This window comes from Pseudomonas sp. YL2 (assembly GCF_023063025.1).
GTDB lineage: Bacteria > Pseudomonadota > Gammaproteobacteria > Pseudomonadales > Pseudomonadaceae > Aquipseudomonas > Aquipseudomonas putida_A.
The window spans coordinates 108,261-122,002 of the sequence record NZ_JAJSLU010000006.1 but is presented as its reverse complement, the minus strand read 5'-3'; the positions used below and the strand labels follow the sequence as shown (position 1 = coordinate 122,002).

Genomic DNA, 13,742 nt, shown 5'->3' with positions numbered 1-13,742 from the left:
CAGCAAATTGCAGAGCAGTGACATCACCCACGAGCCAGAACCTTACGCAGCGCTTCGAGGAAGCGGCTGTTTTCCGCCTGCAGACCGATGGTCACCCGCAGGTGGTTCGGCATGCCGTAATTGGCCACCGGACGCACGATCACGCCTTCACGCAGCAGCCCCTGGAAAATCGGCGCGGCTACCTGACCGAGATCGACGCAGATGAAGTTGCCTTTGGACTCGATCCAGCTCAGACCCAACTCACGGAACCCCGCCTGCAACTGCTGCATGCCGGATTCGTTGAGCTGACGGCTTTGCGCCAGATACTCTTCGTCTTTCAGCGCCGCACAGGCCGCGGCCAGGGCCAGGCTGTTGACGTTGAACGGCTGGCGCACGCGGTTCAGCACGTCCGCTACTACCGCAGTGGACAGGCCATAACCGACGCGCAGCGCCGCCAGACCGTAGGCCTTGGAGAACGTGCGCGATACCAGCAGATTCGGGTACGCCGCGAGGAAATCCAGACCGTCCGGCAGATCGCTGCCTTCGGCGTATTCGATGTACGCCTCGTCCAGCACCACCAGGACGTGCTCCGGCACGTCCTGCAGGAACTCGTCCAGCGCTTCGGCGCCGAACCAGGTACCGGTCGGGTTGTTCGGATTGGCGATGAATACCACGCGGGTATTGGCGTCGATGGCCGCAAGCATCGCAGGCAGGTCATGCCCCCAGTCTTTGGCCGGAACCACTTTGGCCTGCGCACCGACAGCCTGGGTGGCGATCGGGTAGACAGCGAACGCGTGCTCACTGAACACGGCGTTCAGGCCCGGCGCCAGATAGGCGCGCGCCACCAGCTCAAGAATATCGTTGGAGCCGTTACCCAGGGTCACCTGGTTCAGCTCGACGCGGCACTGCTCGGCCAGCAGCGATTTCAGCGCGAAACCGTTACCGTCCGGATAGCGGGTCAGCTCGGCCAGTTCTTCGCGGATCGCCGCCAAGGCTTTCGGACTGGCGCCCAGCGGATTTTCGTTGCTTGCCAGTTTGACGATCTTCGCCGGATCCAGATCCAGCTCGCGCGCCAGTTCGTCCACAGGCTTGCCCGGAACGTACGGCGAAAGTTGTTGCACGCCCGGCTGTGCCAGAGCGAGGAAGTTGCCACTCATTTGCTACCGCCCCTTAGAGAACTGCTTTCGGGTAGGAACCCAGCACTTTGAGTGCTACTGCTTCCTGACTGATCTTTTCCAGCACACCTTTGATCAGCGGATCACGGTGATGGCCGACAAAGTCGATGAAGAACACGTAGGTCCATTTGCCGCTGCGCGACGGACGGGTTTCGATCCGGGTCAGGTCGATCCCGTTGTCATGGAACGGCACCAGCAGCTCGTGAAGCGCGCCGGGCTTGTTGCTCATCGAGACGATGATCGAAGTCTTGTCGTCGCCGGTCGGCGGCACTTCCTGGTTACCGATCATCAGGAAGCGCGTCGAGTTGTCCGGACGGTCTTCGATCTTCTCGGCCAGACGCGTCAGGCCATACAAGCCTGCGGCCATGTCGCCGGCAATCGCCGCCGAATTCCACTCACCCTTGACCCGCTTCGCCGCTTCGGCATTGCTCGACACCGCCACGCGCTCGACATTCGGATAATGCGCGTCCAGCCACTTGCGGCACTGGGCCAGCGACTGCGCGTGGGAGTAGATGCGGCTGATGCTGTCAGTCTTGGTGTTTTCACCGACCAACAGGTGATGGTGGATGCGCAGCTCGACTTCACCGCAGATCACCATGTCGTGCTCGAGGAAGCTGTCGAGGGTGTGGTTGACCGCGCCTTCGGTGGAGTTCTCCACCGGCACCACGCCAAAGTTCACCGCACCCGCCGCCACTTCACGGAACACTTCGTCGATTGCCGCCATCGGCTTGCTGATCACCGCGTGACCGAAGTGCTTCATGGCCGCCGCCTGGGTGAAGGTACCTTCAGGGCCGAGGTAAGCCACTTTCAGTGGCTGCTCGAGCGCCAGGCACGAGGACATGATTTCGCGGAACAACCGCGCCATCTCTTCGTTGCCCAACGGCCCCTGATTGCGCTCCATCACCCGCTTGAGCACCTGAGCTTCACGCTCGGGACGATAGAACACCGGCACTTCGCCTTCGGCCAGCGAGGCCATCTTTACTCGCGCAACTTCCTGGGCGCAGCGGGCACGCTCGCTGATCAGCTCGAGAACCTTGCTGTCCAGAGCGTCGATGCGAACGCGCAGTGCCTTGAGTTCTTGCTCGGACATCAGCCGTGTTCCTTCTCGAATTCAGCCATGTACGCCACCAGCGCGTTGACGGCGTTGATGTCGACGGCGTTGTAGATGGAGGCGCGCATGCCGCCCACGGAGCGGTGGCCCTTGAGGTTGAGCAGGCCGCGCGCATCGGCACCGGCGAGGAACGGCTTGTCCAGGCGATCGTCAGCCAGACGGAATGGCACGTTCATCCATGAGCGGTCCGACTTGTTGATCGGGTTGCTGTAGAGACCGCTGGCATCGATGAAGTCATACAGCGTGCGCTGCTTGACGTCATTCAGTTTGGCGATCGCTTCAACGCCGCCCTGCTCTTTCAGCCACTGGAACACCAGACCTGACAAGTACCAGGCCAGGGTCGGCGGCGTGTTGTACATCGAGCCGTTATCGGCCGCGACCTTGTAGTCGAGCATGGTCGGGCACAGCGCACGCGCCTTGCCCAGCAGGTCTTCGCGGATGATGTTGACGACAATACCGCTCGGACCGATGTTCTTCTGTGCGCCGGCGTAGATCATGCCGAAACGCGAGATGTCGACCGGACGCGAGAGGATATCCGAAGACATGTCGGCGACCAGCGGCACATCACCGGTTTCCGGGATCCACTGGAATTCCAGACCGCCGATGGTTTCGTTCGGCGCGTAGTGAACGTAAGCGGCGTCTTTCGACAGGTTCCACTCGTTCTGGCCCGGGATGGCGAAATAGTCGTAAGGCTTGGCGGTGGCAGCAACATTGACGTGGCCGTAGCGCGAAGCTTCTTCGATAGCTTTCTGCGACCAGATACCGGTGTCGATGTAGTCGGCGCTGCCGCCTTCAGGCAGCAGGTTCAGCGGGATCTGCGCGAACTGCTGGCTGGCGCCACCCTGCAGGAACAGCACTTTGTAGTTCGACGGGATATTCAGCAGGTCACGCAGGTCCTGCTCGGCCTGGGTGGCGATGGACACGAACTCATCACTGCGATGGCTCATTTCCATGACCGACAGACCCTTGCCATGCCAATCAAGGAGTTCACCCTGGGCACGTTGCAGGACAGCTTCAGGAAGCGCCGCAGGACCGGCACAGAAGTTATAGGCTCGCTTGCTCACATCCAATCTCGCTCTGATTTGGTGGTATCACGCATTACATCATCAGCCGACACAAATCGAATGTGGGAGCGGGCTTGCTCGCGAAAGCGGCTGGACTGGTGACATCGCCATTGAATGTCAGTCCCTCTTCGCGAGCAAGCCCGCTCCCACACTGGATCTTCATGGGTGTCGAAATTTCATACCAGACAAATAACAAGGGGGCGAATTTTCATCCGCCCCCTCGCTTGTCCGCTTATTCCTGCGGCTCTTCGTCAGCTGCGGCGTCGAGTTGCTGGTCCTCGGCAACGTCGTCGTTCACGACATCTCCCTCGAACCCGGCACCCTCTTCACCTTCAAGCTCATCGCCTTCGACTTCCGATGGCTCCTGAACCCGCTCCAGACCGACCAGGGTTTCATCCTTGGCCAGTTTGATCAGGGTCACGCCCTGGGTGTTACGGCCCAGGCTCGACACTTCGTCGACACGGGTGCGCACCAGAGTGCCCTGATCGGAGATCAGCATGATTTCTTCGCCGTCGAGCACCTGAACTGCACCGACCAGTCGGCCGTTACGCTCGTTGCTGACCATGGCGATCACGCCCTGGCCGCCACGCTTGTACTCAGGGAACTCGGTGATCGCGGTGCGCTTGCCATAACCACGCTCGGAAGCGGTGAGGATCTGGCTGCCTTCTTCCGGGATCAGCATCGAAATCAGCTTCTGCCCTTCCGGCAGACGCATGCCGCGCACACCACGTGCGGTACGGCCCATGGCACGCACGTCAGACTCTTTGAAGCGCGTGACTTTGCCGCCGTCGGAGAACAGCATCACTTCGCGCTCGCCATCGGTGATGGCCGCAGAGATCAGCACGTCGCCTTCGTCCAACTCCAGCGCGATCAGACCAACGCTGCGCTGACGGCTGAAGGATTCCAGCGGGGTCTTCTTCACGGTGCCGTTGGCGGTCGCCATGAAGATGTAGTGACCTTCGGTGTATTCCTCGACCGGCAGCATGGTGGTGATGTATTCACCATCATCCAGCGGCAGCAGGTTGACCAGCGGGCGACCACGGGCGGCACGGGACGCTTCCGGAATTTCGTAAGTCTTCAGCCAGTACACCTTGCCTTTGCTGGAGAACAGCAGCAGCGTGGTGTGACTGTTGGCTACCAGCAGGTGAGCGATGTAGTCCTCATCCTTGACGCCGGTCGCCGATTTGCCTTTGCCGCCACGGCGCTGAGCCTGGTACGCAGCCAGCGGCTGAGTCTTGGCGTAGCCACCGTGGGAGATGGTCACGACGCGCTCTTCTTCCGGGATCATGTCGCCCAGGGTCAGGTCGAGACGCGCATCGAGAATCTCGGTGCGACGTACGTCGCCGTATTCGGCACGGATCACTTCCAGCTCTTCGCGGATCACTTCCATCAGGCGCACGGCGCTGTTGAGGATGCGGATCAGCTCGCCGATCTGGTTGAGGATCTCTTGATACTCGGCCAGCAGCTTCTCGTGCTCCAGACCGGTCAGACGGTGCAGACGCAGTTCGAGAATGGCTTGCGCCTGCTCTGGCGACAGGAAGTACTTGCCTTCACGCAGACCGTATTGCGGATCGAGGTTCTCCGGACGGCACGAATCGGCGCCGGCACGTTCAACCATCGCCACCACCGCCGAGGATTCCCAAGGGGTGCTGACCAGCGCTTCTTTCGCTTCCGACGGAGTCGGCGACGCCTTGATCAGGGCGATCACCGGGTCGATGTTCGACAGGGCAACGGCCTGACCTTCGAGGATATGACCACGCTCGCGGGCCTTGCGCAGTTCGAATACGGTACGACGGGTGACCACTTCGCGACGGTGACGGACGAAGGCTTCCAGCAGATCCTTGAGGTTCAGGATGCGCGGACGGCCGTCGATCAGCGCGACGATGTTGATGCCGAATACCGATTGCAGCTGGGTCTGGGCGTAGAGGTTGTTGAGGATCACCTCAGGCACTTCGCCGCGACGCAGTTCGATCACGACGCGCATACCGTCCTTGTCGGACTCGTCGCGCAGCTCGGTGATGCCTTCAAGCTTCTTCTCTTTGACCAGCTCGGCGATCTTCTCGATCAGACGCGCCTTGTTCAGCTGATACGGGAGTTCGGTGATGACGATCTGCTGACGACCACCGACCTTGTCGATGTCTTCGATGATCGAACGGGCACGCATGTAAATGCGGCCGCGACCGGTACGGTAGGCTTCGATGATGCCGGCACGACCGTTGATGATCGCGGCCGTCGGGAAGTCCGGACCGGGGATGTATTGCATCAGCTCATCGACGGTCAGCTCTGGGTTGTCGATGAGGGCCAGGCAACCGTCGATGACCTCACCGAGGTTGTGCGGCGGAATATTGGTCGCCATGCCCACGGCGATACCGCTGGAACCGTTGACCAGCAGGTTGGGGATGCGCGTCGGCATCACCGCCGGGATCATTTCGGTGCCGTCGTAGTTCGGCACCCAGTCCACGGTTTCTTTATGCAGGTCAGCCAGCAGCTCGTGCGCCAGCTTGGTCATGCGCACTTCGGTGTATCGCATGGCCGCGGCGTTGTCGCCATCCACCGAACCGAAGTTGCCCTGACCGTCAACCAGCAGGTAGCGCAGGGAGAAAGGCTGAGCCATGCGGACGATGGTGTCGTACACCGCGGTATCACCGTGCGGGTGATACTTACCGATCACGTCACCGACAACACGGGCAGATTTCTTGTACGGCTTGTTGAAGTCGTTGCCCAGCTCGCTCATCGCGAACAGTACGCGACGGTGCACGGGCTTGAGGCCATCGCGCGCATCCGGCAGTGCACGGCCGACGATTACGCTCATCGCGTAGTCGAGGTAGGACTGTTTCAGCTCGTCTTCGATATTGACCGGGAGGATTTCTTTGGCCAGTTCGCCCATGAGAAGCCTGATTCCTTTTTCTGGTGAAACTTCGTCATATCCATATGGGATGTACGAAGCTCGTCGGGGCAGGCTGAGTGCCATGCGCCGACTTACGACAAATCAACAAATCGAACCGTGGATTTGCGCAGTAAAGACAGCTCCGTGAAGCTGCCTCGGAAAACGCCGGATGTTATCACAAGAGCCGCCACGCACCTATCCCCCAGATGCGCATGGAGCATAGTTAGTTGACCGGTGACAGGCGTAAAGGGGACGAGAGAGGCTCAGAGCTTCTTTGAATGCAGTTTTGAGGTCAGGTTTTGCGATGTTTATTGACTTTGATGACCTCATCGCGAGCAGGCTCGCTCCTACAGGGTTTGCGTTCGACACAAAACCTTGTAGGAGTGAGCCTGCTCGCGATGGCGTCCTTACAGACGCCAAAGCCAATCAATGCAGGCGCTTGCGGCACATCAACTGGGCCATTTTCGCCGTATCCGGCCGCTCGACGATGCCCTTTTCAGTGACGATCGCATCGATCAGATCCGCCGGCGTCACGTCAAACACCGGGTTGAACGCCTCGACGTCGGCCCCCACGCGCTTGCCACCCACCTCCAGCAACTCGGCGCCGTCACGCTCCTCGATCGGAATGTCGTCACCACTGGCCAGGTGCATGTCGATGGTCGAACTCGGCGCCACCACCATGAAACGCACGCCGTGGTGCATGGCGTTGACCGCCAGTTGATAGGTGCCGATCTTGTTCGCCACGTCGCCATTGGCAGTGATGCGGTCAGCGCCGACGATCACCCAGGTCACGCCTTTGGTCTTCATGATGTGTGCAGCGGCCGAATCGGCATTCAGCGTCACCGGGATGCCTTCGTTCGCCAGCTCCCACGCGGTCAGGCGCGAACCCTGCAGCCATGGCCGGGTTTCATCGGCATACACTCGCTCGACCATGCCTTCCAGATACGCCGCACGAATCACCCCCAGCGCGGTACCGAAACCGCCGGTGGCCAGAGCACCAGTGTTGCAGTGGGTCAGAATCGCCTGGGCATTGCCCTGATGTTTGCGGATCAGATCGACGCCGAGCTGGGCCATGGTCAGGTTGGCTTCGCGATCGCTTTCATGAATGGCAATGGCTTCGGCTTCCAGCGCCACCAGCGGATCGGCATTGTCCTTCAGGCGATCGAGCCGATCGTGCATGCGATTCAGCGCCCAGAACAGGTTGACCGCCGTCGGGCGGGAATCCGCCAGCAGGGCGAAATCCTCTTCCAGCGCCGCGTACCAGTCGCCGCCTTCAGCCACGCGGGCGCGGGCCGCCAGCACAATGCCATAGGCCGCGCTGATGCCGATGGCCGGTGCGCCACGCACCACCATCGAACGAATCGCCTCAGCCACACCGGCAGCGCTGGTGTAGGCAATCCACGTTTCCTCGAACGGCAAAATACGCTGATCCAGCAGGTGGAGCGCGCCATCTCGCCAATCGATGGCCTTTACTTTCTCCGCAGCCAACAGTCGATCGCGCATCCCTCACCCCGCACTCATGAACAAAAGCCGCCGATTATAGCGATCCCCCCGCGAAGACGCTCGGGTATACTTCGCCATCCTTTACAAAAGCACTGGAACCGACCCTCGATGCCGAAACCTGCCATTGCGCTCGACTTATTATTGCTGCCGACCTGGCTGGTACCCGTCGAACCTGCAGGCGTTGTGCTCAAGGAGCATGGCCTGGGCATTCGCGACGGTCGCATCGTGTTTATCGGCCCGCGCGCCGAAGCATTGAAGTGTAACGCCACTGAAGTCCGGGAATTGCCGGACGTGCTGCTCAGCCCGGGCCTGATCAACGCTCACGGGCATGCGGCGATGACCCTGTTCCGTGGCCTGGCCGATGATCTGCCGCTGATGACCTGGCTGGAAAACCACATCTGGCCGGCCGAAGCCAAATGGGTCGATGAAGAGTTCGTCCGTGATGGCACTGACTTGGCGATTGCCGAGCAGATCAAGGGCGGCATCAGCTGTTTCTCGGACATGTACTTCTTCCCGAAAGTCGCCAGCGAGCGCGTGCACAACAGCGGCATTCGCGCACAGATCGCGATTCCGATCCTCGATTTCCCGATCCCCGGCGCCAGCAGCGCCGATGAGGCGATTCGTCAGGGCGTCGAGCTGTTCGGCGATCTGAAGCATCACGAACGGATCAAGATCACCTTCGGCCCACATGCACCCTACACCGTGGGCGACGAGAATCTGGAAAAAATCCGCGTGATCGCCGAAGAGCTGGACGCGTCGATCCACATGCACGTCCACGAGACCGCCTTCGAAGTCCAGCAATCGCTGGAGCATCGCGGCGAGCGGCCACTGGCCCGTCTCGGTCGTCTCGGCCTGCTCGGACCGCGCTTCCAGGCGGTGCACATGACCCAGATCAGCGATGACGATCTGGCATTGCTGGTAGAAAGCAACACCAGCGTGATCCACTGCCCGGAATCGAATCTGAAGCTGGCCAGCGGGTTCTGCCCGGTGGAGCGCCTGTGGCAGGCTGGCGTGAACGTCGCCGTCGGCACCGATGGCGCGGCGAGCAACAACGACCTCGACCTGCTCGGCGAAACCCGCACTGCCGCGCTGCTGGCCAAAGCCGTCGCCGGCTCGGCCACCGCGCTGGACGCCCATCGTGCGCTGCGCATGGCCACGCTCAACGGCGCACGGGCCTTGGGCATCGAGGCGCAGGTCGGTTCGCTGGAGATCGGCAAGGCTGCGGACATTGTCGCTTTCGACCTGTCCGGCCTGGCTCAGCAACCGGTCTATGACCCGGTGTCGCAGCTTATTTATGCCACCGGCCGCGACTGCGTGAAACACCTGTGGGTCGCCGGTAAACAGTTACTCGACGACCGGCGCCTGACCCGTCTGGATGAACAACAGCTGGGCGTTACCGCCCGGGCCTGGGGCCAGCGAATCAGCGGCCACACCGAATCGTAAACCCCCCGGAGCAGACTCCGCGGCTACAGCCCTTTTCAAGTTTTTCGAGGAATAGATCATGAGCAACGTCGACCACGCCGAAATCGCCAAATTCGAAGCCCTGGCCCATCGCTGGTGGGACCGTGAAAGCGAATTCAAACCGCTGCACGACATCAACCCGCTGCGCGTCAACTGGATTGACGAGCGAGTCAATCTGGCCGGCAAGAAAGTTCTCGACGTCGGTTGCGGCGGCGGCATCCTCAGCGAAGCCATGGCCCAGCGCGGCGCCACTGTCATGGGCATCGACATGGGCGAAGCGCCACTGGCGGTTGCGCAACTGCATCAGCTGGAGTCCGGGGTCAGCGTCGAATACCGGCAGATCACCGCCGAAGCCCTGGCTGAAGAAATGCCCGAGCAGTTCGACGTCGTAACCTGCCTGGAAATGCTGGAGCACGTACCGGACCCGTCGTCGGTGATCCGCGCCTGCTACCGCATGGTCAAGCCCGGCGGCCAGGTGTTCTTTTCGACCATCAACCGCAACCCGAAGGCGTACCTGTTCGCCATTATCGGCGCCGAATACATCATGAAGCTGTTGCCGCGCGGCACCCACGACTTCAAGAAATTCATCCGCCCGTCCGAGCTGGGCGCCTGGAGCCGCATCGCCGGCCTGACCGTCAAGGACATCATCGGCCTGACCTACAACCCGCTGACCAAGCACTACAAGCTGGCCAACGACGTTGACGTCAACTACATGATCCAGACCCTGCGCGAGGAGTAAGCCGATGGCCATCAGAGCAGTCCTTTTCGATATGGACGGCACCCTGCTCGACACCGCGCCGGATTTCATCGCCATCTGTCAGGCGATGCGCGCGGATCGCGGCTTGCCGCCAATGAACGACAAACACATCCGCGACGAAATCTCCGGCGGCGCCAAAGCGATGGTCGCGGTGACGTTCTCGATGGATCCGGAATCGCCGGGCTTCGAGGAGCTGCGTCAGGAATTCCTCGAGCGTTATCTGGCCGGTTGCGCTGTGCACAGCAAGCTGTTCGACGGCATGGGCGAGTTACTGGCCGACATCGAGCGGGCCAACCTGATCTGGGGCGTGGTCACCAACAAACCGGTGCGGTTTGCCGAGCCGATCATGCAGCAACTGGGGTTGGCCGAGCGCTCGGCGCTGTTGATCTGCCCGGATCACGTGAAAAACAGCAAGCCGGATCCGGAGCCGCTGATCCTCGCGTGCAAAATGCTTGATCTGGATCCGTCGACGGTTTTGTTTGTGGGCGATGATCTGCGCGATATCGAGTCGGGCCGCGATGCCGGCACCAAAACCTGCGCCGTGACCTATGGCTACATCCACCCGGACGACAACCCGCGGCACTGGGGCGCGGATGTGGTGGTGGATCATCCGCTGGAGTTGCGCAAGGTGCTCGACAGCGCGCTGTGCAGCTGCTGAAAACGGCCTTTGTGGAGAGGGGATTGGTCCCCGATGGGTTGCGAAGCAGCCCCCGCAATCTTTCAGGTCGATTCGATATGCAGGTTTACGACTGCTTCGCAGCCGGTCGGGGATAAATCCCCTCACCACAAGGAAGCAGGTCTTCATGAATGGATTGTGAGGTTCTTATGTTCGATTACACCGCCCGTCCCGAATTACTCAAGGATCGGGTCATTCTGGTCACCGGTGCCGGCCGTGGCATCGGTGCAGCTGCCGCAAAAACCTACGCCGCTCACGGCGCCACCGTGCTGCTGCTGGGCAAGACCGAAGCCAATCTGACCCAGGTCTACGACGAGATTGAAGCGGCGGGGCATCCACAACCGGCAGTGATCCCGTTCAACCTCGAGACCGCCCTGCCCCATCAATACGATGAGCTGGCGGCAATGATCGAAACCGAGTTCGGCCACCTCGACGGCCTGCTGCACAATGCCTCGATCATCGGGCCGCGCACGCCGATCGAGCAGTTGTCGGGCGAAAACTTCATGCGTGTCATGCAAGTCAACGTCAATGCCATGTTCATGCTGACCAGCACCCTGCTGCCGTTGCTCAAGCTGTCGCAGGATGCCTCGGTGGTGTTCACCTCCAGCAGCGTCGGGCGCAAGGGCCGGGCCTACTGGGGCGCTTACGGAGTATCGAAGTTCGCCACCGAAGGCTTGATGCAAACCCTGGCCGATGAAGTCGATGGCGTGGCACCCGTGCGCTCCAACAGCATCAACCCGGGCGGCACGCGTACCAGCATGCGTGCACAGGCCTATCCGGGAGAAAACCCGCTGAACAATCCGACCCCGGAAGAGATCATGCCGGTGTACCTGTACCTGATGGGTCCTGACAGCGCAGGCATCAATGGCCAGGCATTCAACGCGCAATAACTGCCATACGTCGCTTTTGTTGCCGTGGCGGATTACCGTCGCGGCACACAATTGCCGCTTCCCACCGTCACACTTCAGTCAAATATCCGCCACACGCCCTCAAAGCAAAAAGCCATCCTGTTGATTCATAAAGGTTTTAATAAACCTGAACCGAATGGCACGACTTTCGCTCTAATTTTCCTCAAAGCATGCCGTGTGAAGGCACTGGGGCAAGGCCGATTTCGATAGCTGACTAATCGTCATCAGGCAGACTAAACTTACGCCAAATGTCCTACGGGACTGATGGACCAGTATGACGCGCAGCCCATAGCCGCTCTCACCCAGCCTGTAAGACAGACTTACTGCTTAGGGGCTCACGCCATATGAAATCACCCTCCCAGACCAATGCAATTGACTTTGACAGTGCCAAATTGCAACGCCTGGGCTTTGGTCAGCTGCCTCCGCTTCTGGAACGCCCGGCCAGCCTGGCGCAATTGCGCCAGCAAATGAGCCTGCAACTGCAAACCAGTCTTGAGCCGCAACGAATCCTCGGTCTGTTTTTCCGCGAAGTTCAGCGCCTTGTGCCGCTGGATGCCTTGAGCTACGTGCATTCGGGCAGCGACTTGCGCCTGGAGTTCGGTGCCCGCGGTCACCATTCGGTCAGCTACAGCCTCAGCCACGAAGGCGAGCATTTGGGCGAACTGGTGTTTCGTCGTAACCAGCGCTTCAGCGAGCAGGATCAGGGCAACCTCGAATCGCTGCTGTCGTCGCTGTTGTTCCCGATGCGCAACGCCCTGCTCTACCGCGCCGCAACACAAAGTGCGCTGCGCGACCCGTTGACCGGAGCCGGCAACCGGATCGCCATGGAGCAGACCCTGCAACGCGAGATCGACATGTCCCGCCGGCACCTGCAACCGTTGTCGGTGCTGATGCTCGACATCGACCACTTCAAACGGGTCAACGACAGTCATGGCCACAGCGCCGGGGATGACGTACTCAAAGCGGTGGCAGCGTCAATCAAGGGCCAGCTGCGCAACGTCGACATGGTGTTTCGCTATGGCGGGGAAGAGTTTCTGATCTTGCTGTGCAACACCGGCCGGGAAGCGGCAGCGATGGTCGGCGAGCGTCTGCGCCATGCCGCGCAGACTGCAGAATATTTCGCGGACGGCAAACTGATCGACCTGACCGTGAGCCTTGGCTGCTCGACTCTGTTGCCGGGAGAGTCAGCTGACAGCCTGCTGCGCCGGGCCGACAGTGCGCTGTACGTGGCCAAGCGCGAGGGGCGCAATCGGTTGGCGATGGCTGGCTGAGTCCTTCCAGACAACCACAAACCACTGTGGGAGTGACCCTCCCCGCCCTCGGGGGTGTCACCCCCCTTCTTTGTTGACTGCCCCACGGGGTCGCGAGCAGTCTCACTCCTACACTTTTTTGCGGCGTTATTGGCTATCAGCTCTCTACCAGTGCCCGGCGTTCACGCCCGTGCAACGCGCGCTCCGTGGTCTCCAGTTGCATGCAACGCTCCAGAAACAGGTACATGTAGTCGTAGCTCTTGCACACCGCCTGACGCAGTTCGGTCTGCAGCGCCTTGCTCGGGTTCATGCCCGCCAGCGTGCAGATGATTTCCAGCGCTTCCCACGGGTGAGCGTCGTCGTACTGGGCGTGCATCTTCAGCCACTTCATCGCGCGCTTGCGCTCTTCTTCCGGGAACGCCGCCGCGTACACGCCAGTTGAGCAGACCAGCGCCGACCACTCCCCGGTCGCGCCCTCGATGGCGTAGTTGGTCGCAGCGATGGCGACGATCAGCGAATCCGCCGAACTCGTATGCCAGCACCAGTGACTCAGCGCATGCAGTTCCGGCGGTACTTGCTGGGCCTGCAGATCCTCCAGGCTGACGCCATGCGCGCGACTCCAGTTCAGCCAGTAGTCGGCATGATTGAGTTCGACACGGATGTTGCGCATCAGCCAGCGGCGCGCCATGTCCTCCCCAGGATGGCGGGCAAACTTGGTTTTGGTCAGGTTCTGCGCCATATACAACGCAAACTGTTCAACTACTGGCCAGCCCCCGATCAAGTACTGGCGCATGGTTTTGACGCTGAGCTTGTTATCGCGCATGCGCAGGTACAGTTCATGTTCGACAACCCGGCGCTTGCTCTCGCTGCAATCTGCAATGAGCTGTTGTGCCCAGGCAGGATAACTTGCAGCTTCCATGAGTGGTCCGGTTCGGTTGAATGTGTCGATCACTGTTCGGCTCCTTTTGATT

The 13,742-nt window shown here is 60.7% G+C and carries 11 protein-coding genes; 5 read left to right on the top strand and 6 right to left on the bottom strand.

The features are described from left to right. Positions 1-23: 23 nt before the first annotated feature. The 5 genes from hisC to mtnA all read right to left on the bottom strand — a co-directional run bounded on the left by hisC (position 24) and on the right by mtnA (position 7,719). A complete protein-coding gene (gene hisC, locus LVD08_RS11550) occupies positions 24-1,136 on the bottom strand; it encodes a histidinol-phosphate transaminase (RefSeq protein ID WP_247268176.1) in 1,113 nt (370 codons plus the stop codon). Positions 1,137-1,149: 13 nt separating this feature from the next. Continuing rightward, positions 1,150-2,244: a prephenate dehydratase gene (pheA, locus tag LVD08_RS11545; protein WP_003226907.1), complete on the bottom strand. Its 1,095-nt coding sequence runs from the start codon at positions 2,242-2,244 to the stop codon at positions 1,150-1,152. Further along, positions 2,244-3,329, bottom strand: coding sequence for a 3-phosphoserine/phosphohydroxythreonine transaminase (gene serC / locus LVD08_RS11540; RefSeq protein WP_247268175.1), 1,086 nt, complete (start codon positions 3,327-3,329; stop codon positions 2,244-2,246). Before serC ends, pheA begins: the two co-directional genes overlap by 1 nt. Before the next feature lie 232 nt (positions 3,330-3,561). Beyond that, positions 3,562-6,216 (bottom strand): DNA gyrase subunit A, encoded by a 2,655-nt coding sequence (gyrA, locus tag LVD08_RS11535; protein WP_247268174.1) that lies wholly within the window; start codon positions 6,214-6,216, stop codon positions 3,562-3,564. 426 nt (positions 6,217-6,642) lie between these two features. Continuing rightward, positions 6,643-7,719, bottom strand: a complete 1,077-nt coding sequence (gene mtnA / locus LVD08_RS11530; RefSeq protein WP_096794920.1) for an S-methyl-5-thioribose-1-phosphate isomerase — start codon at positions 7,717-7,719, stop codon at positions 6,643-6,645. A 108-nt stretch (positions 7,720-7,827) separates the two neighbouring features. Here mtnA and LVD08_RS11525 point away from each other — a divergent pair, with 108 nt between their 5' ends. The 5 genes from LVD08_RS11525 to LVD08_RS11505 all read left to right on the top strand — a co-directional run bounded on the left by LVD08_RS11525 (position 7,828) and on the right by LVD08_RS11505 (position 12,792). Continuing rightward, entirely contained in the window at positions 7,828-9,162 is a 1,335-nt protein-coding gene (locus LVD08_RS11525; RefSeq protein ID WP_103368359.1) for a TRZ/ATZ family hydrolase, read from the top strand. 58 nt (positions 9,163-9,220) lie between these two features. Next, positions 9,221-9,919, top strand: a complete 699-nt coding sequence (ubiG, locus tag LVD08_RS11520) for a bifunctional 2-polyprenyl-6-hydroxyphenol methylase/3-demethylubiquinol 3-O-methyltransferase UbiG (protein ID WP_047598712.1) — start codon at positions 9,221-9,223, stop codon at positions 9,917-9,919. 4 nt (positions 9,920-9,923) lie between these two features. Next, positions 9,924-10,595, top strand: coding sequence for an N-acetylmuramic acid 6-phosphate phosphatase MupP (gene mupP / locus LVD08_RS11515; RefSeq protein ID WP_003226921.1), 672 nt, complete (start codon positions 9,924-9,926; stop codon positions 10,593-10,595). A gap of 167 nt (positions 10,596-10,762) precedes the next feature. After that, on the top strand, positions 10,763-11,503 hold the full coding sequence (locus LVD08_RS11510; RefSeq protein WP_065257167.1) for a YciK family oxidoreductase: 741 nt from the start codon (positions 10,763-10,765) through the stop codon (positions 11,501-11,503). 362 nt (positions 11,504-11,865) lie between these two features. Beyond that, complete coding sequence (locus tag LVD08_RS11505; RefSeq protein ID WP_247268173.1) at positions 11,866-12,792, top strand: GGDEF domain-containing protein; 927 nt, start codon at positions 11,866-11,868, stop codon at positions 12,790-12,792. A 136-nt stretch (positions 12,793-12,928) separates the two neighbouring features. Here LVD08_RS11505 and LVD08_RS11500 read toward each other — a convergent pair whose 3' ends face one another. After that, positions 12,929-13,690: a TenA family transcriptional regulator gene (locus LVD08_RS11500; protein WP_274621166.1), complete on the bottom strand. Its 762-nt coding sequence runs from the start codon at positions 13,688-13,690 to the stop codon at positions 12,929-12,931. Positions 13,691-13,742: the final 52 nt, after the last annotated feature.

Coding starts and splice junctions, on each gene's coding strand:
- LVD08_RS11525 (WP_103368359.1), top strand. CDS start 7,828: ATGCCGAAACCTGCCATTGCGCTCGACTTATTATTGCTGCCGACCTGG.
- LVD08_RS11510 (WP_065257167.1), top strand. CDS start 10,763: ATGTTCGATTACACCGCCCGTCCCGAATTACTCAAGGATCGGGTCATT.
- mupP (WP_003226921.1), top strand. CDS start 9,924: ATGGCCATCAGAGCAGTCCTTTTCGATATGGACGGCACCCTGCTCGAC.
- mtnA (WP_096794920.1), bottom strand. CDS start 7,719: ATGCGCGATCGACTGTTGGCTGCGGAGAAAGTAAAGGCCATCGATTGG.
- LVD08_RS11500 (WP_274621166.1), bottom strand. CDS start 13,690: ATGGAAGCTGCAAGTTATCCTGCCTGGGCACAACAGCTCATTGCAGAT.
- hisC (WP_247268176.1), bottom strand. CDS start 1,136: ATGAGTGGCAACTTCCTCGCTCTGGCACAGCCGGGCGTGCAACAACTT.
- pheA (WP_003226907.1), bottom strand. CDS start 2,244: ATGTCCGAGCAAGAACTCAAGGCACTGCGCGTTCGCATCGACGCTCTG.
- ubiG (WP_047598712.1), top strand. CDS start 9,221: ATGAGCAACGTCGACCACGCCGAAATCGCCAAATTCGAAGCCCTGGCC.
- gyrA (WP_247268174.1), bottom strand. CDS start 6,216: ATGGGCGAACTGGCCAAAGAAATCCTCCCGGTCAATATCGAAGACGAG.
- LVD08_RS11505 (WP_247268173.1), top strand. CDS start 11,866: ATGAAATCACCCTCCCAGACCAATGCAATTGACTTTGACAGTGCCAAA.